At 63.4% G+C, this 22,175-nt stretch carries 16 protein-coding genes; 11 read left to right on the top strand and 5 right to left on the bottom strand.

Translation table 11 applies throughout. The features are described 5' to 3' along the window. Window positions 1–3 precede the first annotated feature (3 nt). Window positions 4–1,380 carry a YihY family inner membrane protein gene (locus tag C8C89_RS15625; RefSeq protein WP_243858035.1) on the bottom strand — a complete coding sequence of 459 codons (1,377 nt, stop codon included), beginning with the start codon at window positions 1,378–1,380 and terminating at the stop codon, window positions 4–6. 67 nt (window positions 1,381–1,447) lie between these two features. On the opposite strand from C8C89_RS15625, the gene wrbA reads away from it, so the two are divergent. Genes wrbA through C8C89_RS15580 form a run of 9 tightly spaced genes read left to right on the top strand, consistent with a single transcriptional unit; the run spans window position 1,448 to window position 11,689 of the window. After that, a complete protein-coding gene (wrbA, locus tag C8C89_RS15620) occupies window positions 1,448–2,056 on the top strand; it encodes an NAD(P)H:quinone oxidoreductase (protein ID WP_101484585.1) in 609 nt (202 codons plus the stop codon). Next, on the top strand, window positions 2,053–2,466 hold the full coding sequence (locus tag C8C89_RS15615; protein WP_133990856.1) for a DUF2069 domain-containing protein: 414 nt from the start codon (window positions 2,053–2,055) through the stop codon (window positions 2,464–2,466). The genes wrbA and C8C89_RS15615 overlap by 4 nt, the downstream gene beginning before the upstream one ends. A gap of 12 nt (window positions 2,467–2,478) precedes the next feature. Continuing rightward, the gene (locus C8C89_RS15610) at window positions 2,479–3,894 is read left to right on the top strand and encodes an FAD-binding oxidoreductase (RefSeq protein WP_101484586.1); all 1,416 of its coding nucleotides are present in this window, start codon (window positions 2,479–2,481) and stop codon (window positions 3,892–3,894) included. After that, complete coding sequence (locus C8C89_RS15605; protein ID WP_101481641.1) at window positions 3,891–4,319, top strand: DUF4124 domain-containing protein; 429 nt, start codon at window positions 3,891–3,893, stop codon at window positions 4,317–4,319. The genes C8C89_RS15610 and C8C89_RS15605 overlap by 4 nt, the downstream gene beginning before the upstream one ends. Next, window positions 4,307–6,898, top strand: coding sequence for an FtsX-like permease family protein (locus tag C8C89_RS15600; RefSeq protein ID WP_133990853.1), 2,592 nt, complete (start codon window positions 4,307–4,309; stop codon window positions 6,896–6,898). The genes C8C89_RS15605 and C8C89_RS15600 overlap by 13 nt, the downstream gene beginning before the upstream one ends. Next, on the top strand, window positions 6,898–7,974 hold the full coding sequence (locus tag C8C89_RS15595) for a carotenoid 1,2-hydratase (protein WP_133990851.1): 1,077 nt from the start codon (window positions 6,898–6,900) through the stop codon (window positions 7,972–7,974). Before C8C89_RS15600 ends, C8C89_RS15595 begins: the two co-directional genes overlap by 1 nt. A 50-nt stretch (window positions 7,975–8,024) precedes the next feature. Then, the gene (locus tag C8C89_RS15590; RefSeq protein WP_101481644.1) at window positions 8,025–9,893 is read left to right on the top strand and encodes an ABC transporter transmembrane domain-containing protein; all 1,869 of its coding nucleotides are present in this window, start codon (window positions 8,025–8,027) and stop codon (window positions 9,891–9,893) included. A gap of 2 nt (window positions 9,894–9,895) precedes the next feature. Further along, window positions 9,896–10,570: a leucine efflux protein LeuE gene (gene leuE / locus C8C89_RS15585; protein ID WP_101481645.1), complete on the top strand. Its 675-nt coding sequence runs from the start codon at window positions 9,896–9,898 to the stop codon at window positions 10,568–10,570. Window positions 10,571–10,597: 27 nt separating this feature from the next. Continuing rightward, window positions 10,598–11,689, top strand: a complete 1,092-nt coding sequence (locus C8C89_RS15580; protein WP_166674878.1) for a beta-eliminating lyase-related protein — start codon at window positions 10,598–10,600, stop codon at window positions 11,687–11,689. Window positions 11,690–11,820: 131 nt separating this feature from the next. On the opposite strand, the gene C8C89_RS15575 is transcribed toward C8C89_RS15580, so the two are convergent. Then, the gene (locus tag C8C89_RS15575) at window positions 11,821–13,263 is read right to left on the bottom strand and encodes an OmpP1/FadL family transporter (RefSeq protein ID WP_101481647.1); all 1,443 of its coding nucleotides are present in this window, start codon (window positions 13,261–13,263) and stop codon (window positions 11,821–11,823) included. Window positions 13,264–13,423: 160 nt separating this feature from the next. Then, complete coding sequence (locus C8C89_RS15570) at window positions 13,424–16,213, bottom strand: EAL domain-containing protein (protein ID WP_243858034.1); 2,790 nt, start codon at window positions 16,211–16,213, stop codon at window positions 13,424–13,426. 157 nt (window positions 16,214–16,370) lie between these two features. Between C8C89_RS15570 and C8C89_RS15565 the strand changes: the two genes are divergently transcribed. Beyond that, the gene (locus C8C89_RS15565) at window positions 16,371–17,345 is read left to right on the top strand and encodes a thymidylate synthase (RefSeq protein WP_133990847.1); all 975 of its coding nucleotides are present in this window, start codon (window positions 16,371–16,373) and stop codon (window positions 17,343–17,345) included. Beyond that, the gene (locus tag C8C89_RS15560; RefSeq protein WP_133990845.1) at window positions 17,345–18,385 is read left to right on the top strand and encodes an SMI1/KNR4 family protein; all 1,041 of its coding nucleotides are present in this window, start codon (window positions 17,345–17,347) and stop codon (window positions 18,383–18,385) included. Before C8C89_RS15565 ends, C8C89_RS15560 begins: the two co-directional genes overlap by 1 nt. Here the strand turns inward: C8C89_RS15560 and C8C89_RS15555 are convergent. Then, window positions 18,382–20,667 (bottom strand): outer membrane beta-barrel family protein, encoded by a 2,286-nt coding sequence (locus C8C89_RS15555; RefSeq protein WP_133990843.1) that lies wholly within the window; start codon window positions 20,665–20,667, stop codon window positions 18,382–18,384. The genes C8C89_RS15560 and C8C89_RS15555 overlap by 4 nt on opposite strands. A 185-nt stretch (window positions 20,668–20,852) precedes the next feature. Next, on the bottom strand, window positions 20,853–22,172 hold the full coding sequence (locus C8C89_RS15550) for a VWA domain-containing protein (RefSeq protein ID WP_133990841.1): 1,320 nt from the start codon (window positions 22,170–22,172) through the stop codon (window positions 20,853–20,855). Between the last annotated feature and the right edge of the window lie 3 nt (window positions 22,173–22,175).

Here is a 22,175-nt window from a genome sequence, read left to right as displayed (position 1 = left end):
CCGTCAGGCGCAGCGCACTTCGCCAAAATGCTGTGCCAGGGTCAGGCCCAGCCCCTGCTCCACGGCGTTTTCCACCTGCGCCGCCAGGGCGGCCGCTTCTTCCGCCGCCTTGATGTCGCGTTCATTGGTGGAACCGGCCGGATAACCGGAGTTCACGCGCATGCCGCCGAAGACGAATAAACGGTAGACGTCGGCCAGACTGATGCGGTTGACATTGCCCAGCAAGACCCAGTGATCGGAACTGTCGGCCGCGCGCTTGCCCCACTGCACCCGCACGGCACCATCCACATTGACCCTGCCCACCCAGCCCTGCTGCACCATCTTGTCGAGCAGGGTTTCCATCTCTTCGAAACCCAGGCGCGTGCTTCGGCGGATTTCGGCCGCCCCCACCAGGGCCGAATCGGCGCAGTGGCAGGCCTGGTGCAGCACTTTCAGGATGGCGACCGCGTCGACGAATTCGCTGCCCGGTGCCGCCTCGTACCACCAGCGTTCGTATTTCACGACGGGCAAGGCGGCCACCAGCAAAGCGCCCACCAGGGTGATCATCCAGCTCAGGTAAATCCACACGAGGAACAGCGGCAAGGCGGCCAGCGCGCCATAGATGCGCGAATACGTAGGGAATTCCTGGATGAATTCACCGAAGCCACGCTTGGCCACCTCGAAGGCCAGTGCCGCCAGCAAACCGCCCCAGGCCGCGTCGCGCCAGTCCACGTCGCGGTTCGGCACGGCGATGTACAGCAGGGTAAACGCCAGCATGGTCAGGCCGATCGACACCAGGGTATAAAACACGGCGCCGAGGAAAGGCACGGCGCCCACCACGCCGCTGGTGGCCATGAAGAGGCGCGAGGTCACCGTCAGCGACACGCCCACCAGCAGCGGGCCCAGGGTGACGATGGCCCAGTAGACGAGCAGGCGCTTGGTCCATCGGCGTTCCTGGCGCACGCGCCAGATGCGGTTGAAGACGCGCTCGATCAAGCCCATCATGCCCACCGAGGTGACGATGAGGGCGCCCGCGCCGATGGCCGACAGGCGCGTCGCCTTCGAGGCAAACGTGGTCAGATAGTCGAGGATGGTGTTCGAAATGCCCTTGGGCATCACGCTTTGTACGAAATAGTCTTCCAGCGCGTGGCGGAAGGTATTAAACAGGGGGAAAGTGGTGAAGATAGCCAGGGCCAGTGTGAGCAGGGGCACCAGCGCAAACACGGTGGCGAAGGTCAGGCTGCCGGCCACTTGCGGCAGGCTTTCCTCGCGCACGCGGCGGCGCGCGAACTGCAGCAGGTCGCGCGTTTCGGACCATGTCAGGCCGCGCACGACGGCCAGTCCCATGCTCAGGGCGCGCCACAGGTATTGAAAGAGGGGGAGTATATATTTTGAAAACATGTGCAAAATCAGAACGGCGCCATGACAGCAGTCGTATCAGGCTGTAAAGCGCCCTATAATACCAATGATGAAGCCAACCAATCTGATTATTCTCGTATTGTTTTATTCACGCCATGGCGCCACGCGCCAGTTGGCCGAGCTGATAGCCCAGGGAGTGGAAAGCGTGCCTGGCTGCGACGCGCGCCTGCGCACTGTGCCCGCCGTCTCCACGGTGACGGAAGCGACGGCGCCGGAAGTGCCGCCTGATGGCGCTCCTTATGTGGAACTGGAAGACTTGCAGGAATGCGCGGGCCTGGCCCTGGGGTCGCCCACGCGCTTCGGCAACATGGCCGCCGCCATGAAGTACTTCTGGGATGGTACGGCCAGCGACTGGCTGGCCGGCAGCCTGTCCGGCAAGCCCGCCTGCGTGTTCACGTCCACGGGCAGCCTGCACGGCGGCCAGGAATCGACCCTGCTGTCGATGATGATTCCCCTCTTCCACCACGGCATGCTGGTCATGGGCCTGCCCTACACGCATGCTGAACTGATGACGACGTCCACGGGCGGCTCGCCGTATGGCGCCACGCACTGGTCAGGCATGGCTGGCGACAAGGCACTCAGCGAGGATGAAAAACGACTCGCCATCGCCCTGGGCCGGCGCCTGGCGGAAAACGCCGCGAAACTGGCAGGCGCATGATGCACGGCGTACTGCACAAGTATTTTCACTGGGGTGCCATCGCCAGCCTCGTCACCCTGATCATCTGGTGCCTGCTGTGGGAAACCATCGTCGCGCCGCTGCAGCCGGGCGGCTCCTGGGTCGTGCTGAAAGCCGCACCACTGCTCATTCCCCTGTACGGCGTCATCAAGCGTGACGTGTACACCCTGCAATGGTCGTCGATGGTGATCCTGCTGTATTTTACCGAGGGCGTGGTGCGCGGCTACAGCGACACGAATCCCGTCTCCGCCATGATGGCCTGGGGCGAGGCGGCCATCGTCTGCATTTACTTCTTCTGCGCCGTGCTGTATCTGCGCCCGTACAAAAAGGCCGCCAAGCGCATGGCCAGGGAACTGCTGGAAAAAGTGAATAAAGTGAGCATCAAGAAATGAGTGATCAAGACTATGAGTGAGCAAGCCGATTTCCTTACCGCCTGCCGCAACCTGCTGGGCGACACCTATGTACTCACCAGCGACGCCGAGATGTCGCCCTTCCTTACCGACTGGCGCGACAGGTTCACAGGCAAGGCGCTGGCCGTGCTGCGCCCCGCCAGCGTGGAGCAAGTGGCAGCCATCCTGCGCGCTTGCGCGCAATGGCAAATTCCCGTCGTACCGCAAGGCGGCAATACGGGCCTGGTATTGGGCAGCATCCCGGACGACGCCGGCACGGCCATCGTGCTGTCGCTGGCGCGCCTGAACAGCATCCGCGCCCTCGACCCCGTCAACCGCACCATTACGGTGGACGCGGGCTGCATTTTGCAAACCATCCAGGAAGCGGCCAGCGCCGCCGGCTGTTTGTTCCCCCTGTCGCTGGCGGCCGAGGGCAGTTGCACCATAGGCGGGAACCTGGCGACGAACGCGGGCGGCACGGCCGTGCTGCGTTACGGAAACACGCGCGAACTGTGCCTGGGCCTGGAAGTGGTCACGCCGCAGGGCGAAATCTGGAGCGGCTTGCGCGGCTTGCGCAAGGACAATACCGGCTACGACTTGCGCGACCTGTACATCGGCGCCGAGGGCACCCTGGGCGTGATCACGGGCGCAGTCATGAAACTGTATCCGCAGCCGAAGGCCTGCATCACGGCGCTGGCCGCCATGCCCTCGCCCGCCCACGCCCTGCGTCTATTAAGCCTGATGCAGGACCATTGCGGCGCCAGCCTGACGGGTTTTGAATTGATGTCGCAGTATTGCTTGCAACTGGTGGCCGAGCAGTTCCCCCAGCTGCCGCGCCCCTTTTCCTCCCCGCATGGCCAGTACGTGCTGCTCGAATTGTCCAGCAGCCAGTCCGAGGCGCACGCCGTGGAATTGCTGGAAGCGAGCATAGGCGAGGCCCTGGAAGACGCGTTGATCGAGGACGCGGTCGTCGCCAGTTCCGTGGCGCAGTCCGAAGGCCTGTGGCAGCTGCGCGAGCACATTCCGCTGGCGCAGGCGCAGGCGGGCAAGAACATCAAGCACGATATCTCGCTGCCCATTTCCTGCATCGCCGATTTCATCGCCGTTACGGACGTGGCTTTGGCAACGACCTTCCCCGGCTGCCAGCTCGTGTGCTTCGGCCACCTGGGCGACGGCAACCTGCATTACAACGTGGCGCCGCCTCCCGGCATGACGGACACGGATTTCCTGTCCAACCAGGAGGCGATCAACCGCATCGTGCACGACCAGGTCCATGGCTTCGGCGGCTCGATATCGGCCGAACACGGCATCGGCGCGCTGAAGAAGGATGACCTGGCCCGCTACAAGTCGCCGCTGGAATTGCAGCTGATGCGCGCCGTGAAGCAGGCGCTGGACCCGCAGAACATCATGAATCCGGGGAAAATCCTGTGAAATCGCCTTCCCTCCTGCTCTGCGCCATGGCCTTGCTGGCCGGTTCCGCCAGTGCGCAGGACGTCTACAAATGCGTGCAGGATGGCCAGACCAGCTACAGCGCCACGCCATGCACGGGCGGCCAGCTGCAGATCCTTGAAATCCCCTCACCGCCGCCTGCCGTCGACAAGGGTGCTGCCACGCGCCAGGAGCGTGTCGCCAGCCAGATGGAAGCGGCGCGCAAGAAGCGCGAACGCCTGGAAGACCAGGCGCGCGAACGGGCCGCCAAGCAGCTTGAGGCGCGCGACAGGCATTGCGCCCAGCTGCGTCTGGATCAGAAATGGGCGGCGCAGGACGCCGTCGGCGCCGGCGACAAGAACCGCGACGCGGCGCAATTGAAAGCGCGGCGCGCCGGCGAACGCCTGGCCGTCGAATGCGGCAATTGAGTGCGCCACTGGCCAGCGCGGCGACGACGCGCCTGCTGTCGCGCTGGCTGCTGCTGGGAGAATGGCGCGCGCATCCCGTGCGCGCCCTCGTCGCCATCCTCGCCATCGCCATCGGCGTATCACTGGGCTTTGCCATCCACCTGATCAACGCGGCCGCCTTCAATGAGTTTTCCACGGCCGTCAAAAGCCTGTCAGGCCAGGCCGACGTGCAGGTGTCCGGGCGCGAAGCGCTGTTCGACGAAGCCATCTATCCTTGGCTGGCGCAGCGCGATGGCGTGGCCGTCGCTTCGCCCGTGCTGGAGCTGCAAGCCGGCGTGGCCGGCAAAAAAGACGGCGGCCCGCTGCACATCCTGGCACTCGACGTCTTCCGCGCCGGCTTCATCTCGCCCGACCTGATCGGCGCGCCAGCCGAGGGGCAGCCTTTCGACACCCTGGCCGATGACGCCCTCTTCCTGTCGCCGGCAGCCTTGCGCTGGCTCAATGTCGCCGAAGGCGGCCAGGTCGCGCTGCAATCGGGCACGAGCACGGTGTCGCTGCGCGTGGCCGGCTCCCTGCAGCGGGCGCGCGCCGGACAGCGCATCGCCGTGATGGATATCGGCGCGGCTCAGTGGCGTTTCAACAAGCTGGGCAAGCTGTCGCGCATCGACTTGAAACTGCGCCAGGGCGTCAACCGCGACGCCTTCCAGGCGGCGCTGAGCAGCGCGCTGGAAGCGCAGTATCCGGGGCGCTACCAGGTGGGGCAGCCGAATGACGAGAACCAGAATAGCCGCAACAATAACCTCAGCCGCGCCTACCGCGTCAACCTGACGGTGCTCGCCCTCGTGGCCCTGTTTACGGGCGCCTTCTTGGTATTTTCCACGCAGGCCTTGTCCGTCATCCGCCGCCGCGGCCAGTTCGCGCTGCTGCGCGTGCTGGGCATGGAGCGGGGACAATTGCTGCGCCAGGTACTGCTGGAAGGCGCCAGCCTCGGTATCGTCGGCGCCGCGCTGGGCATCGCTGGCGGCTATGCCATGGCGGCCGTCGCCCTGCGCTTCTTTGGCGGCGACCTGGGCGCCGGCTATTTCGCTGGCGTGCAGCCGCAGGTGCAATTCACGCCCGTCGCCGCCTTCGTGTATTTTGCCCTGGGCCTGGGCGTGGCCTTGCTGGGCTGCGCCGCACCCGCGCTGGAAGCGGCGCGCGCCGCCCCCGCCATCGCCCTGAAATCGGGCAGCGAGGAAGTCGTGACGACGCGCCTGGCGAAAACCTGGCCCGCACTGGCTTGTTTGCTGCTGGCCGGCGCCCTGACCTTGTTGCCTCCCGTGTTCGAGCTGCCTCTTTTCGGCTATCTGTCCATCGCGCTGCTGCTGATCGGCGCCATCGCCCTGATGCCGCAGCTGGCGGCCGTCGTCTTCCGTTTCCTGCAGCGCACCTGGCTGCGCACGGGCGTGAGCAGCCACGCACCCGTGCGCAGCCTGACCCTGGCCCGCCTGGCGAATGCCTCGGGCCAGGCCGGCATCGCGCTTGGCGGCGTGCTGTCGAGTTTTAGCCTGATGGTGGCGATGGCCATCATGGTGTCGAGTTTCCGCGTCTCCGTCGACGACTGGCTGCTGCAGATCTTGCCGGCCGACCTGTATGCGCGCACGGCGGCCAGCGGCGGGATGGCAGGCCTGAATCCGCGCGAACAAGCCGCCATCACCGCCCTCCCCGGCGTGGCCAGGGTGGATTTCCAGCGCCTCCGTTCGCTGTCGCTGGCGCCCGACCGCCCGAACGTGGTGCTGCTGGCGCGCCCCATCAATTTACAGGACCCGGGCAAGAGCCTGGTGCTGGTGGGAGATACATTGCCTGTGCCAAGTGGCGCGAAAGCGGTGTGGCTGTCCGAGGCGGCCGCCGACCTGTATAGCGTCAGACCGGGCCAGCAGTTAGACCTGCCGCTGGCGGGCGGCCTGCACCAGTTCTTCGTCGCCGGCATCTGGCGGGACTATGCGCGCTCCTCCGGCGCCATCCAGATGCCGCTGGACGACTACCGCGCGCTGACGGGCGACCTCGATGTCAGCGATGCGGCCCTGTGGCTGGAAAAGGATGCCACTGGCGAGCAGCTGCAGCAGCGCCTGAAAGCCCTGCCCTTCGGCGCCAGCCTGGAAGTATCGAATCCCTCGGCCATCCGCGCCCTGAGCCTGCAGATTTTCGACCGCAGCTTTGCCGTCACGTATCTGCTGGAAGCCATCGCCATCGTCATCGGCCTGTTTGGCGTGGCCGCCACGTTTTCCGCGCAGACCCTGGCGCGCGCCCGCGAATTCGGCATGCTGCGCCACGTGGGCGTGACGCGCGGCCAGATTTTAGCCATTTTGGCGCTCGAAGGCGGTGCGCTGACGGCGCTGGGCATCGCCACCGGTTTTGTTTTGGGCCTCTTGATCAGCTTTGTGCTGGTCTTCATCGTCAATCCGCAATCGTTCCATTGGACCATGCAACTGCACCTGCCGTGGCCCTTGATCGCCACCGTGGCCGGCGCCCTGCTGACGGCAGCCGCCCTCACTGCCCTCATCGCGGGCCGGCAAGCCCTGTCCGCTGGCCCCATCCGCGCCGTCAGGGAGGACTGGTAATGCGCCGTTTGACTTGTTTATTGTTGTTCTGCAGCGCCGCCGCCATCGCCGCGCCGCCCGCGTTCGCCCCCGTCACGCCGCTGCCGGCCGGTCAAAGCCTGCGCCTGCCGCACGACTTTGGCGCCCATCCCGCGTATAAAACGGAATGGTGGTATGCCACCGGATGGGTCAAAACCGCCGGCGGTGAACAACTGGGTTACCAGGTAACCTTCTTTCGCAGCGCCACGGCCACCGACACGATGAACCCCAGCGCCTTCGCGCCGAAACAGCTGATCATCGGCCACGCGGCCCTGTCCGACCCGAAGGTGGGCAAGCTGCTGCATGACGAGAAAAGCGCGCGCGAGGGGTTCGGCCTGGCCTACGCCAAGGTGGGCAACACGGATGTCAGGCTGGACGACTGGCGCATGCAGCGGCAAGCAGACGGCAGCTATCAGGTCAGCCTGGCCGCGCGCGACTTTAGCTTGCAGCTGACCCTGGCCCCCACACAAACCGTGCTGCTGCAGGGCGAAGGCGGCTACTCGCGCAAGGGCGCCCGGCCCGCGCAATCGAGCTACTACTACAGCGAACCGCAGCTTGCTACCCGTGGCACGATCGCGCGCGCGGGCGGCAAGGCGGAAGCCGTGACGGGCACCACCTGGCTCGATCACGAGTGGTCCAGCCAGGTGCTCGATGCGGATGCCAGCGGCTGGAACTGGATAGGCGCCAACCTCGCTGATGGCGGCGCCCTGATGGCCTTCCAGATCCGCAGCAAGACAGGTGCTAAACTATGGGCGCACGCGACATGGCGCGATGCGTCCGGTAAGATGACGCAGTTCGCCCCAGAGGACGTCGATTTCACGCCCACGCAGCTGTGGCGTTCGCCCCGCACACAGGCCGAATACCCGGTCGCCACCGAGATCCGCACGGGCACCACGCGCTGGCAGATCAAGCCATTGCAAACCGACCAGGAGCTCGATTCGCGCCGCTCGACAGGCGCCGTGTACTGGGAAGGCGCCGTGACGGTGGAGCGCGACGGCCAACCGGTCGGCCGCGCCTACCTGGAAATGACGGGCTACGTGCAGCCGATGAAATTATAAGTAATTATAAATAAGCAATACCGGATACAGTACCTACTAAGCGAAAAACAATGACAACCAGCACAGATACAGGCAATACCAGCAGCACCGCAGCAAGCGCAGCCCCCTCCCCCGATACCGGCAGCAGCCGCGAACTGAAAAAAGGCAGCCTGGCCGCCTTCAAGGGCTTGATGCCCTTTTTGACGCCGTACCGCAAGCAGTTCTTCCTGGCCGGTATCGCGCTGGTGGTGGCCGCCGCCTCCACCCTGGCCATCCCCGCCGCTTTCAAGCAGATGATCGACCTGGGTTTCGGCGGTGCGGCCGGCTCCAAGAGCATCCAGCATGTCGACCTGGTGTTCCTCGCCCTGTTCGGTGTGGCGTCCATCCTGGCGCTGGCCACGGCGGCGCGCTTTTATACGGTATCGTGGCTGGGCGAACGGGTCACGGCCGACATCCGCAGCGCCGTGTACCGCCACGTCGTCACGCAAAGTCCCGAATTCTTCGAAACCACACAGACGGGCGAAGTCCTGTCGCGCATCACCACCGACACGACCTTGATACAGGCCGTAGTCGGCACCAGCATCTCCATGGCGCTGCGCAATGTGCTGCTGTTCCTGGGCGGCCTGGTGATGCTGTTCGTCACCAGCGCCAAGCTGGCCGGCATCATCATCGGCTTGCTGATCCTCGTTGTCGTGCCCATCATCGTGTTTGGCCGCCGGGTGCGCAAGCTGTCGCGCGATTCGCAGGACCGCATCGCCGACGCTTCGGCCATGGCTGGCGAAATCCTCAACGCCATGCCCACCGTGCAGGCGTTCACGCACGAGAAAATCGAATCGAAACGCTTCGGCGACTCCGTCGAAGGCGCCTTCATGACGGCCATGCGCCGCATCCGCGCCCGCGCCCTGCTGACCATGATCGCGATTCTGCTGGTGTTCGGCACCATCGTCTTCGTGCTGTGGCTGGGCGCGCGCGCCGTGCTGGAAGGCTCGATGACGGGCGGCGACCTGGGACAGTTCATCCTGTACGCCTCCATCGTGGCCGGCGCCATCGGGGCCCTGTCCGAGGTCATGGGCGAAGCGCAGCGCGCCGCCGGCGCCACCGAGCGCCTGCTGGAACTGATGGCCGTCAAATCGGAAATCGAGTCGCCTGTCGCGCCCCTGCCGCTGCCCGCGCGTGCCGCGAATGGCGCTTCGCTGTCCCTGGACAATGTCATGTTCTCGTATCCGTCGCGCCCTGATACCCATGCGCTGGACCATGTCAGCCTCGATATCCGCGCCGGCGAAACGGTGGCCGTGGTGGGGCCGTCCGGCGCCGGCAAGACCACGCTGTTCCAGCTGTTCCTGCGCTTCTATGACCCGCAAAGCGGCAGCATCCGCCTCGATGGCGTCGACATCAAGCAGCTCGACCTGCATACCCTGCGCGACGCCATCGGCATCGTGCCGCAGGATACCGTGATCTTCTCGGCCGATGCCATGGAAAACATCCGCTACGGCCGCGCCGGCGCCAGCGACGAGGAAGTCATCGCGGCGGCAAAAATGGCAGCCGCCCACGAATTCATCGAACGCCTGCCGAATGGCTATAAATCCTTCCTCGGCGAACGGGGTGTGCGCCTGTCCGGCGGCCAGCGCCAGCGTATCGCCATCGCCCGCGCCCTGCTGAAAAACCCGCCGCTGCTACTGCTCGACGAGGCGACCAGCGCGCTGGACGCTGAATCGGAGCGCCTGGTGCAAAAGGCCCTGGAAGCGGCCATGGTGGGCCGCACCACCGTCATCATCGCGCACCGCCTGGCCACCGTGCAGCGGGCCGACCGCATCATTGTCATGGAAGACGGCAAGATCGTCGAGACGGGCACGCATGCGTCGCTGGTCGCCCTGGGTGGCATTTACGCCAATTTAGCGGCCCTGCAATTCCATCACGTACAGCTCAATCCAGCAGAATAATCATGAACGCACTTTTTCACGCCAACCTGGGCATCACCGATTTCTGGACCTTTTTACTGGGGACCATCTTCATCGTCATCCTGCCCGGCCCCAACTCCATGTATGTGCTGTCGGTGGCCGCCCAGCGCGGCGTGCGGCCCGCCTACCAGGGCGCCTTCGGCATTTTCGCCGGCGACCTGATATTGATGGTGCTGTCGGCCTGCGGCGTGGCGTCGCTGCTGAAAGCCAGCCCGGCCCTGTTCTACGTGGTGAAATACATCGGTGCGGCCTACCTGGGCTGGATCGGCCTGCAAATGCTGATCGGTTGCTGGCGCAAGCTGCGCGCGCCAAGCCTGCCCGATGGCGAAACGCCTGCGGTACCCAACCCCGTCAAGGAAAGCGATCCATTCCGCAAGGCCCTGATCATCAGCCTGATGAACCCGAAGGCGATTTTGTTCTTCATCTCGTTTTTCATCCAGTTCGTCGACCCGGCCTTCCCGAATCCAGTGCTGTCCTTCATCGGCCTGGGGCTGATCTGCCAGATAATCAGCTTCACCTATCTGACGGCCATCATCTTTATGGGTGCGCGCCTGGCAGAGACCTTCCGCCGCCGTCGCCGCCTGTCGGCCGGCATGGGCGGCGGCGTGGGCGCCATGTTCATTGGATTCGGCGCGAAACTGGCCACCGCCACACTTTAACTGTACTGGAGATGCGCCGTGACCGACTTGAACGAGCTTGAACTGCGCCAGCGCTGCCATACCGTCCTGCCGGGCCACCGCCAGCCTACGCCAGCGGCCACTTTCACCGCCATGGCCGCCTGGTGCGACGCCAACGACATCGCGCACGACACCTATGGCGAAGGCGCGCTGATCGAACAGTTCGAGAAAAAAGTCGCCAGCCTGCTCGGCTTCGAGTCGGCCGTATTCTGCATCACGGGCACCATGACGCAAGTGACGGCCCTGCGCCTGGCCTGCCAGGACCGGGGTTCCTCCCTGGTCGCGCTGCATCCCACTTCGCACATCCTGCGCCACGAACGGGGCAACCATGCATTGCTCGAACACTTCACGGGCCTGATGATCGGCGACCCGCATCGCCCGTGGACGGTGGACGACTTGCGCGCCGTGCCCGATGCGCTGGGCGCCGTGCAGGTCGAACTGCCAATGCGCGAAATCGGTGGCCAGTGCCCTTCCTGGGAAGACTTGAGCCAGATCAAGCGGCACTGCCGCGAGCACAATATCCACCTGCACATGGATGGCGCGCGCCTGTGGGAAGCACAAGCGGGTTTTGGCCAGACCTTGCCCGCCATCTGCGACGGCTTTGATTCCGTGTATGTCTCGCTGTACAAGGGCATTGGCGGTCTCGGTGGCGCCATGCTGGCCGGCAGCCGCTGCTTTGTCGAACGGGCGCGCGCATGGTTTCACCGCCAGGGCGGCAATATCGTGCACCGTACACCCTACGTGGTCGCCGCCGCCATGCAGTTCGACGCGCGCATCGCCGCCATGCCGCGCTATTTCGAGCGCACGCAGTGGCTGTATGCGCTGCTGCGCGACTATCCGGCGATTGCCGTCAACCCTGCCCAGCCGCAGGCCAACATGCTGCACTTGCACTTGCCCGTCTCGCGCGAGCGGGCCATCGCCATCCGCAACCAGGTGGCCGCAGACCACGGCATCTGGCTGTTTGCCCGCGCCAGCCACGCAGCCCTGCCCGGGCATAGCGTGGTTGAATGGTATGTGGGAGATCAGTTGCTGGAGCTGCCGGACGACACGGTGCGGCTGGCTTTGACCCTGCTGGATCAGGGCATGCGCGCCAGAGAGTAATCGACACAGGTCGGCGTCGTCCGGGTTAGCGTAGCGTAAGCTGACACCACCACCATCGTAACACCCAAAAAAAAAGCGCCCGAAGGCGCTTTTTTCATTTCATGGCGGCCGGGTTGGCCGCCACTACCTGCTTAGAACTTGTAGTTATAAGCGAGACCGATCAACTGCATGCGGGTCTTGAACAGGCCCTTGGTGGTTTCACCGTTGCCGGTGCAGCCAGTCTTGACAGGCGAGCAGTCGTTTGTGTAGTTGACGTCAGCATCCTTGAAGTCGATATAGCTGTAGGCCAGGTCAAGCGAAGAATTGGCGTTCAGCTTCCAGTTCGCGCCGATCGAGTACTGCATGCGGTCGCTGTCTGGCAAGGCCGGGTGGCGCAGTTCGGCGCTGCGGACCGGCGCCTGGTCGTGGGCGATACCGGCGCGCAACATCAGGCTTTCGCTGTACTTGTAGTTGGTACCCAGCGAGACGCGGTAAGTGTCTTTCCAGCTCTGGCGGATACGCTCGGCGCCTTCGGCCGTCGGCGGGAACTGGATGTCCAGGTTCTCCAGGCGCGAAGTGCGGGTCCAGGTCACGTCGCCCATCAACGCCCACTTGTCATCCATCTGGTGGAAGGCGTTGACCGACAGGGTTTCCGGCGTGCGCAATTCCACCAGCGCCTCGGAATTGACCTTGTTCGAGGCTTTGGCGATGAAGGCGTTCACGGCAGGATTGCTCGTCACCTGCGAGAAGTCCCAGATGGTGCTGCCCTTGAGCTTGTGCGAAATCGACGAGCGGTAAGCGATACCGAAACGCGTGCCTTCATTCAACTGGTACAGATAGCCCAGGTTGAAGCCGAAGCCCCAGTCATGGCCATCCATCGAAGCGTGGCCATCCTTGATTGGACCTTGCAGCGCGGCGCCGGCAGCTTGCGCCGCAGCCAGGCCTTGCGTCTTGGCGATATTGGCCAGGAATGCCTGCGATGCGCCAGGCGCAAACTTGCCCAGGAAGGCAACCGAACCCGGCACGTCCACGCCCTGGCCCAGTTCCGCCTTCATGTATTCAGCCGTCACGCCGAAACCGAACGAGTGGTGCTGGTCCAGCTTGAACGATACGGAAGGATTCAGAGCAATGGCTTCCAGTTTGATATTGGTGATCGCATAGCGGCCAAACCAGTCATTGCCGTAGTCGAGCTTGGCGCCGTAGGGCACGAACAGGCCAGCGCCGACGGTCCACTGCTCATTGATTTTCTTGCTTGCGTACAAGGCAGGCGCGAACACCGCGTCCGGCGCGTAGTCCTTGGTTTGCGCGTAAGGCGCGCGATTACCCGGGAAGAAAGGCTTCGAGCCCGCATCCGTGTAGGTCGAATGCGGTACCACCAGGGTGCCGCCGCCAACGAACTGCGTGCCTTCCAGGCGCGACAGGCCGGCCGGGTTGTAGAAAATGGTCGACGCGTCGGCCGCTTCAGCGCCGCTGGCATCGGCCGTGCCTTGGGCGGAAACGCTTTGCGAGCCAAAACGGTAGCCCGATGCTTGTGCGGTGGAGGAGATGCCGGCGAAAGCGGCAACGATCAGGAGGGGCAGATATTTATGTTTCAAGTTAGTCTCTCTTTATTATATGAAATTGTCTTCGGCACACTATCGCGGGCATCACAAGCTGCCCCGTCTTGCACTTTTCTTGCCGCCGTGAACTCCAATTCACTGACGGCATGAGCGAAGCATATAATATTTTTTAGAAAAAAGCGAACGTTCGCTCTTTTTATGAAACAGCGTTGTTTTCCTCGTCAATCACGGGGCTGTAGGGGGGCAACACGGGCGCTGGAAGCGGTATCAGAAAGCGCTGGTGCATCAGCGCCAGCATCTGTTCGGCCGGCACAGGGCGCGAAATGAAATAGCCTTGCACTTCATTGCACTGCAACGCGCGCAGGATGTCGAGCTGCTCGCGCGTTTCCACCCCTTCGGCCACCACGCTCATGCCCAGCGCATGCGCCATCGACAGGATGGCGCGCACGAAGACCTCGCCCTGCTCCGAACGGCCCAGCTCCATGGTGAAGGCACGGTCGATCTTCAAGCCATCCATGGCGAACTTCTGCAACTGCGACAGCGAAGAATAGCCGGTGCCGAAATCGTCGACCAGCAGGCGCACGCCCAGCGCGCGGATGGCAGATAGCTGCTCCACGGCGCGGTTCTGTTCATCCATCATGGCCGATTCCGTGATTTCCACCTCGATCAGGCGCGCATCGATGCGGTGGCGCGTCAGCGCGGACGCCAGCACCTGGTGCACATCGCCACGGCCGAACTGGCGCGCCGACACGTTGATGGACACGGGCACCAGTTCCAGTCCGCTGGCCTGCCAGCGCGCCATTTGCAGGCACACTTTCTCGATGACAACTTCGCCCAGCTGCGAAATCAGGCCGCTGCTCTCGGCCACGGGGATGAATTCCAGCGGCGGTACCATGCCATGCTGCGGATGCTGCCAGCGCACCAGCGCCTCCATGCTGCACAGCTGGCCGCTCATGGCGTCGACCCTGGGCTGGTAGACGACAAGGAACTGGTCCTGCTCCAGCGCCGCCACCAGGCTTTGCTCCAGTTCGCGGCGGTTGCGGATGGTTTCAAACAATTCCGGCTGGAAGAAGCGGTGATGGCCCTTGCCTGCCACTTTCACGGCGTACATGGCGATATCGGCGTTCTTCAGCAGCACTTCCGTTTCGGCGCCATCGCGCGGATACAGGCTGATGCCGATCGAGGCGCCCATCTTGTGGCGTTCGCTGCCCAGGTAAAACGGTTCATCAAAGGCGATGGCGATGCGCTGCGCCACCTGCTCGGCGCGGCTGTCGTCTTCTACCGGATCGAGCACGACGACGAATTCGTCGCCGCCCAGGCGCACCACGTGGTCGCCCGGTCGCAGCACGGCCTTCAGGCGCAGCGACGCGGCGCGCAGCACCTTGTCTCCCTCTGCATGGCCCTGCGTGTCGTTGATATCCTTGAATCCGTCGAGGTCGATGAACAGCAGCGCCAGCATCTGCCGCGCAATGGCGGCGCGCCCCAGGGCGCCAGGCAGGAATTGCTGCAGCCAGTAGCGGTTGGGCAAGCCCGTCAAGCCATCTTCATTGGCCAGGCGGCGCAAATCGCGCTCGTGCTCCTTGGCCGTGCTGATATCTTGCAGGGTGACAGCCAGGCGGTCGCCGCTGCGCACCAGGCGCCGGCGTATCCAGCGCAGCTTGAATGGATTCCCTTCCGGCAACTCGATCTCTTCCTCGGAAAAACCGGACTGCATGGCGGCCCGGTAATTATGGATCAGGTCGCGGAAATACGGCTCGTGGGCGCGCGACTGCAGGCGCATACCCAGCAACTGCTCGCGGCGCACGCCGAAGTAGCCGGCGCCCGGCTCGTTGCAGTCAACGATCTCGAAATCGAGGATGCTGCCATCCTCGCCGCGCAGGGCGGCAATGATATAAAAGCCATCGCTCGTGCCTTCGGTGGCCATGCGGTAGGCATTGCGCACGCCTTCGGACTGGTGGTGGCGCCACGCCAGGCGCAGCGACAGCATGGTGGCGACGGCGGCAAAGGCCAGCAGCAGTACAGTGACGGCCAGGGCGATGCCGATATAAATGGTGCGCGTTTCCGCGTAGGGGTGCAGCATTTCGCCGTCAGACAGCCCGACCACGGCCGTAAACGGATAGGCTTTCAGCGCCTGCCAGCCTACATAGCGGCTTTGCTTGTCGGAAAACGCGATCCTGCCGCCCGAATGCACGGCACCGCTCTCCGTTTCCAGGAAGCTGGTGTCGAGAAACGGCGTGCCTTTGCCGCTCTGGCTCGGCAGCACGCGCGAACCGAGGCGCGTGCTGAACAGCTCGCCCTCTTCGCCCACCATGGCGGACATACCGAACTTGCCGAAATTGACACTATTGTAGAATTCGGAAAAATAGCTGGAATGGATGGAAATGAGCAGCACGCCGTCAAAATTGCCATCCTCGTCTTCCAGCCGACGCGTGAAGTGCACCAGGCTTTCGTCGGCGCCCGGGGTAGCCGGCGCCGCCTCGCTGGCCCTCCCCAGCGCGATGCGCAGCGCGCTGGAATTGCTGCGCCAGTGGCGCAGCAGGAAATCGCTGCGCTCATTGACCCGCAGGCGCTGCAGCGGTGCCGTGGCCGTCACGGGGTGGCCCTTGCGGTCGAGGATGGCGACGATGGCAAATTGCGGCAAGGCATACATGCCCTGCGTCTTCAAATGATCGAGGCGCAGCTGGCCGCGCGAATTTTCCCACTCATACTTGAGCTGCAAGGTCAGCTGGTCCATCTGTTCCAGGGTGCGCAGCAGATACTGGCCATACGCTTTCGACAGCGAAGACACGCTGTCAAGCGCCTGCTGCTGCGCCACCTTCTTTTCCGCTTCCAGCTGCAGCAAGGTGGCCGTCCACAGCACCGCGCACAGGACCAGCCCTAGCAAGGGCCAGGCCAGCATCAGACGCAGGTTGGCCTTGAGAAAATCGGCCCTGCTCATTTCCACCACGGCGGCGTTATTATTATTTACAATTTGTCGCAAGAACATGGTGCAGCATCTGCCGTTTCTGTGTATTTCTTTAAGGACACACAAATTACCACAGAGTCATGTTTGCAGGTGAAACGGCAGCGCATTTATGTGCGTGGACGGCAGCCCGCCTGTCGCGCCTGCGTTACAATCACCGTCCTTACCGTTGGAGAAATACATGCAGCAATATCAAGATTTGATCAAGACCGTGCTCGAAACGGGCAGCTGGCAAGACAACCGCACGGGCATCCGCACCCTGAGCGTGCCGGGCGCCATGATGCGTTTCGACTTGGCCAACGGCAGCTTCCCTGCCGTGACAACCAAGAAACTGGCTTTCAAATCCGTGATTGGCGAACTGTGCGCCTTCCTGCGCGCCTCGCGCAATGCGGCCGAGTTCCGCGCGCTGGGCTGCAAGGTGTGGGACCAGAACGCCAACGAAAATGCGCAATGGCTGGCCAACCCCTACCGCGAAGGCGAGGATGACCTGGGCCCCGTGTACGGCGTGCAATGGCGCTCATGGCCCGCGTACAAGCTGCTCGATGCCGACAAGCCGGCACAGATTGCCGATGCGCAAGCGAACGGTTTTACGCTGGTCTCCCCCATCGTCGACGATGGCGTGCAAAAAGTGCTGCTGTACAAGGCCGTCGACCAGTTGCGTGCATGCCTGGACACCATCATGAATAACCCGGGCAGCCGGCGCATCCTGTTCCACGGCTGGAACCCGGCCGTGCTGGACGCCGTCGCCCTGCCCGCCTGCCATTTGCTGTATCAATTCATCCCGAACGCCAGCACGCGCGAAATCTCGCTGTGTTTATATGTGCGCAGCAACGATATCGGCTTAGGCACGCCGTTCAACATCGCCGAAGGTGCGGCCCTGCTGCACCTGGTGGCGCGCCTGACGGGCTACACACCGCGCTGGTTCACCTACTTCATCGGCGATGCGCATATCTATGAAAACCACCTCGACATGGTGGAAGAACAATTGAAGCGCACGCCCTTCCCCGCGCCGCGCTTCGTCATTTCCGACCGCGTGCCAGACTATGCGAAAACGGGCAAGTACGAGCCGGAATGGCTGGAAAAGATCGAACCGTCAGATTTCTCGCTGGAAGGCTATGAACACCATGCGCCCATCAAGGCGGCGATGGCCGTCTGATGGCGGTCGCTCCGCTGGCCGCCCTGCACCGCAAGCTGTTTGACGAAACGGATGGCAGCAAGTTCGCCCGGCTGAAGGAACGGCTGCTGAAAAAGCATGTGCCCGACGACCGGCTGGCCGTGCTGGACATTCTGATGGCGTATGCGCGCGATGGGCAACTGCTGCACTGGCGCAGCTTCCTGATGACGGATATCGTCGCGCTGGTCGAACCCGGCGAGCACGGCACATTTTTCAGCTGGAGTCTCGAGATGGCCAGCCTCGCCTACTGGGGCGTCGATGGCATGCTCAAAAGCATGGGCAAAGCGGCGTACGGCCCGCTGCTTGCGCTGGCCACCGCAGAACATACCACGCTGAGCGTGCGGGCCAAGGCCGTGAAAAGCCTGGCCATCTTCAGCCGCCAGCCTTTCGATGCAGGTTTGCCTTACGATCCCGGTCACTGGAAGGCAGAGCAGCTGCAACTGGACGCCGTACTGGCCTGGCAGCGCGATGGCTATCCGGATGGCGCAGGCCACGCGCTGCCCGCCACGCATGCGGCGCTCGATGATCCGCGCACGCCACTGGAAAAAGCCGCGGCCATGCTGGATAAAAAGCTGGCGGCCAGACGCAGGAAAGAGCAGGACCTGGCGCAGCCATCGAACTGGCTGACCATCGCCAGCGCCGCCGACATGGCCGGCATCGCGCAACGCTGGGCCTTGCCGGAACACTACCGGCGCTTCCTGGCTTGCCATTCGCCGCTTCGGGTATGTATCGACAGCCCACAGTATTTCCAGGGTTTGAGCCTGTACGGCGCGGCAGAACTGATCAAGGCTCAGCACGGTTACGCCTGGAATCCCGTCAGCGGTGACGCCATTGCCGGCTGGCCGGAACAGTACCTGGTGATTGCCGACGCGGGTGCCGATCCGTATTGCCTGGACCTGGGCGCCATTGCCGACGGCGATGCGCCCGTGTACACGGCCGAGCATGGCACGGGCACATGGTGCTTCGAGCGCCATGCGGATAGTTTCATCGACTTCCTGAACGAGATCGCGACAGCGGCCTAGCCTGCTTCGCCTGCAGGTCCGCCCGGGCCTGGACCGCCAGGCCCGCGTCCGCCCGGCGGACCGAACCGCGGTTCCCGCTCGCCTTCTTTCGCCGCCGTGGTGGCGCCGCCGAGGCGGTACGACAGCCCCACATAAATCATGCGCCCATCGAAGCGGCGTGTACTCGTCTCGCGCAAGGAGGCACTGTTGATGACGGTTTCCATTTTGTTGGTGCTGAACACATCGGTCACATTCATGACCAGGCTCAGCTGCGGGGTCACCGTGTGGCGCAGACTGAGGTTCAAGGTGTTGTTCGGCGAGCGGTAGCCCTGTCCCGACAGCATCTTGCCTTGCATTTGCAGGGCCAGTTGCAGCTGGTTAGCCGGATTGATCTGGTAATTCAGGCGTGCGCGACCGCTCAGGGCATTCGCCGTGCGCGTGCTGCGGTTACCCAGGTCGTCCGAGCTGGTTTGCTGGCTGCGCGCCAGGTTGCCACTCGTGTTCAGGGTCAGGGACGGCGTCAGCTTGCCGCTGACGCTGAACTCCAGACCGCTCGCATGGCTGCCTGCGCCGTTTTCGCGCGTGGTCAGCAGCACATTGTCGCTAATAAAATAGCGGTAATCGACGATGGCGTCCGTGTCGCGCCGGTGATAGGCGCGCAAGCTGCTTTCCAGGCCAAACAATTTGGTTTCATAGCCGATCTCGAACGAGTCCGTCTGCGTGGGTTTCAGCTTGGGATTGCCAGCCGACACATTGAACTCGTCGCGGTACACCACGTACGGGTTCAGGTCGCCCGCGTTGGGGCGGCGCAGGCGGTGCGCATAACTGAAGCGCAAATTGCTCTCGTCGCTGACTTTATAAGTGGCGAACAGGCTGGGAATGTAATTGACGTAGTTGTTGCTGGCCTCGACGCCGCCCGTGATCTGGCGCACGTTCAAGTCCGTGTATTCGGCGCGCAAGCCGGCCAGCGCGCCCCAGCGTTCGCTAAGGCGCATCTGGTAAGAGCCGTACAGCGCGATGGTGCGCTCATCCATCTCGAAACGATTGCTGCGCATGGGGTTGACGATCTCCGCCAGGCTGGCCGGGTTGATGTCCGTGTACAGGGTGTCGAAGCTGCTCTTGTTGTCGGCCACCTTGTAGCCCAGCTTGGCCGTGCCGCCCGCCAGCGGACGCTCGTAATCGCCGCTGAAGTCGATGATGCGGTTGCCCGTCTCGCTATGCTGGCGCGCGCGGCTGTCGAAGGCATTCACGGGCGTCACCGTGTAGGTGTTGGCGTAATCGCTGTCGCTCTCGTTGGTGGACGAGGACACGCGCAAGTCAATTTTGAGGGTTTCGCCCGGCAGTTCCCCCTTGTGGTCGTAGCGCGCGCCCCAGCTGTAGTTGCGGCTGTCGCCATTGCGCACAGTGCTGCGCACATAGTCAACTATGGTGCCGCCCATGGTGTCGCCATTGATGTAGCGGTCGAGCGAGCGCTGGTCGTTGCTGCGCCCGTTATACGACATGCTGGCGGCCAGGGTGTCATTCGTATTCAGGTTGTAATTCACGGTGCCGTGCAAGCCCAGCGAGTCATTCAAGCCATTGCTGATGGAGCTTTGGCTGCTGGGGGCAAAGGCACCCATACCGGGCTCCAGGCGCTCGCGGCTGACCTCGCCCACGGAATTGCGGCCGTCGTGGCGCACATTGATGCCGCCCTGGTAGCCCCACGGACCTTCATTGTAGCTGCCGGAGACGGCGCTGTTATAGCGCCCGGCAATGCCCGCATTCGCATTCACGGTGGCAAAGCCACCCGGCTTGCGGTTGCGCCGCATCACCAGGTTCAAAATCGGGCCGCCACCGGCCTCGTTGCCGAACTGGGCGCCGGGATTGTTGATCACTTCCACCGATTCGATATCGTCCGCCGCCATGGCGTTCAGGGTGGCGCCGCGCGAGTCGCCCTGCAGCATGGCCGAAGGCTTGCCATCGATCAGGATTTGCACGTTGCTGCTGCCGCGCAAAGACACGGAACCGTCGGGGTCGACGGCCACCGACGGCACATTGTTCAAGGCGTCGGCCGCCGTGCCATTGCTGCTACCCACGTCGGACTTGACATCGTAGACTTGCCGGTCGATGCGGCCCGTGGGACGCTCGGCCGTCACGCTGACGGAAGGGGTATCGGTGGCCGGCGCCTTGGCCGATACTGGTGCTGGTGCTGGTGCTGGTGCGGGCTTGACGACGGTGTCGCCGGTGACAGTTTGCGCCTGAACAAAGGCGCCGGAGACCAGCAGGCTACTGCCCGCCAGACAGTGGAAAAGGATTTTATGCATTTGGCTAAAAAATAATCGAGACGCTACGGATGAGGCGCTACGCCGCAGCGTGAGGGCACCGTCAAAGCATGCCACGAGTCCCGGGACCAAGGCAAATGCGAACCATTGTTATTTACTTCAATTTACAAATCTCTTCCACTTGTGGCCGTACAGCCTCATCCGATGAGCTTTGCGCCAGCTTTAGGCTATCTCAGCAAGCCCTTGCCGCGCGCCAGTGTCAGCCAGCCCGGATACTCCGTCATCAATAAGTCATACAGTTCCGCATCGCTGTGCTCGTCGGGCGAGCTGACGGAAAAGTAATTGGCGTTATCGACCAGGCGTCCCTGCAGTTCGTCGAGCTTTTCCAGGAAGGGGAAGTCGGAATCGGCAAAGGCGGCGAGGAACTTGCTTTTCGATTTGCGTCCTTTGCCGATGCCCATGAATTGCCAGAAAATCGGCTCATTGCTGGCCCAGCGCAACTGTTTCTCTGTCGTCGCCTGGTCGCTCGTGCCGCCATCGGTCACGAACATGACGTACACGGGTAATTCCGCCGCGACCGCCCGCGTGCGCTCGCCGCCAGCCGCGTCGGGGAAATAGAACGCGCGAATGGCTTGCATGGCGGCGCCATAACGGGTGTCGCCTTCCAGCGGGTGGCGCTGTATGGCTTGGCCCACATAGCTATTGCAGTTGCTCAAGGCCATGGGCGCCGGATGGTGGACGTTCTTGCCGAACAAGAAAACATCGATCTCGCCATCGTCATCGAACTTGCAGCCCAAAGCGAGGATGCGCTCGGCAAAGCGCTGCACCAGGCCTTCTTTATACAGCCGTCCCATGGAACCGGAAATGTCCAGGCATAAACAGACCTTGGCGCGGTGGTCGGATAAGCCCACTTTTTGCAGGGACACGCCCGCCTGCTTGACCAGGCTGACCAGTTGCGGCGCTTCGCGTTCAACGCGCTTTTCCAGGTTGATCTTCGCCTGCATGACGGCCGAAGCCGCCGGGGCCGCCGCAGGAGCGGCCGGCGCGGCCTGGTCGACTTCGCCGCCGAAATGGCGCACCAGCGCATCGAGGCCCCCATTGAAACCCTGGCCCACGGCCATGCAGCGCCAGCCGCCATCCTTGCGGTAGAGTTCCAGCAGCATGACGGCTTTTTCTTGCGCAAAATCAGACCCGGCAAAGGTAAAGCGGGCCAGTTCGCGCCCGCCCGCCTGCAAGCGCACGTGGCCAGATTGCAGCTGCGACATCACGCCGCCGCCATCGATGGACGCCGTCACGACAAGGCGGTCGATATTGGCCGGCAAGCGCGCCAGCTGCAAGGCAAATTCTGCCATGTCGCCACCACTGCCGGCGCGCGCTTCCACGCCGCCGCACGGCGTGCGCGGTTGATTGAAAAAAGTCATGTAGCGCTCGTCGGACAGCTTGCCCGCAGCATCGAGGCCAAAACAGGCCACGTCGAGCGCCAGCGCCTGCGCGGCAACGCCGACCTGCAGCACGCCATCGGGAACAAGATTGGCCAAGGTTTCCATCAG

Origin of the sequence: Janthinobacterium sp. 75 (assembly GCF_004365495.1) — a bacterium.
GTDB lineage: Bacteria > Pseudomonadota > Gammaproteobacteria > Burkholderiales > Burkholderiaceae_D > Janthinobacterium.
Note: the sequence above shows the minus strand (reverse complement) of the source record. Positions and strands in the feature narration are given on the sequence as shown.

Excerpts from the sequence above, each read along its gene's own strand:
- C8C89_RS15625 (WP_243858035.1), bottom strand. The coding sequence starts at position 1,380 with ATGTTTTCAAAATATATACTCCCCCTCTTTCAATACCTGTGGCGCGCC.
- wrbA (WP_101484585.1), top strand. The coding sequence starts at position 1,448 with ATGAAGCCAACCAATCTGATTATTCTCGTATTGTTTTATTCACGCCAT.
- C8C89_RS15615 (WP_133990856.1), top strand. The coding sequence starts at position 2,053 with ATGATGCACGGCGTACTGCACAAGTATTTTCACTGGGGTGCCATCGCC.
- C8C89_RS15610 (WP_101484586.1), top strand. The coding sequence starts at position 2,479 with ATGAGTGAGCAAGCCGATTTCCTTACCGCCTGCCGCAACCTGCTGGGC.
- C8C89_RS15600 (WP_133990853.1), top strand. The coding sequence starts at position 4,307 with ATGCGGCAATTGAGTGCGCCACTGGCCAGCGCGGCGACGACGCGCCTG.
- C8C89_RS15595 (WP_133990851.1), top strand. The coding sequence starts at position 6,898 with ATGCGCCGTTTGACTTGTTTATTGTTGTTCTGCAGCGCCGCCGCCATC.
- C8C89_RS15590 (WP_101481644.1), top strand. The coding sequence starts at position 8,025 with ATGACAACCAGCACAGATACAGGCAATACCAGCAGCACCGCAGCAAGC.
- leuE (WP_101481645.1), top strand. The coding sequence starts at position 9,896 with ATGAACGCACTTTTTCACGCCAACCTGGGCATCACCGATTTCTGGACC.
- C8C89_RS15570 (WP_243858034.1), bottom strand. The coding sequence starts at position 16,213 with ATGTTCTTGCGACAAATTGTAAATAATAATAACGCCGCCGTGGTGGAA.
- C8C89_RS15565 (WP_133990847.1), top strand. The coding sequence starts at position 16,371 with ATGCAGCAATATCAAGATTTGATCAAGACCGTGCTCGAAACGGGCAGC.
- C8C89_RS15560 (WP_133990845.1), top strand. The coding sequence starts at position 17,345 with ATGGCGGTCGCTCCGCTGGCCGCCCTGCACCGCAAGCTGTTTGACGAA.
- C8C89_RS15555 (WP_133990843.1), bottom strand. The coding sequence starts at position 20,667 with ATGCATAAAATCCTTTTCCACTGTCTGGCGGGCAGTAGCCTGCTGGTC.
- C8C89_RS15550 (WP_133990841.1), bottom strand. The coding sequence starts at position 22,172 with ATGGAAACCTTGGCCAATCTTGTTCCCGATGGCGTGCTGCAGGTCGGC.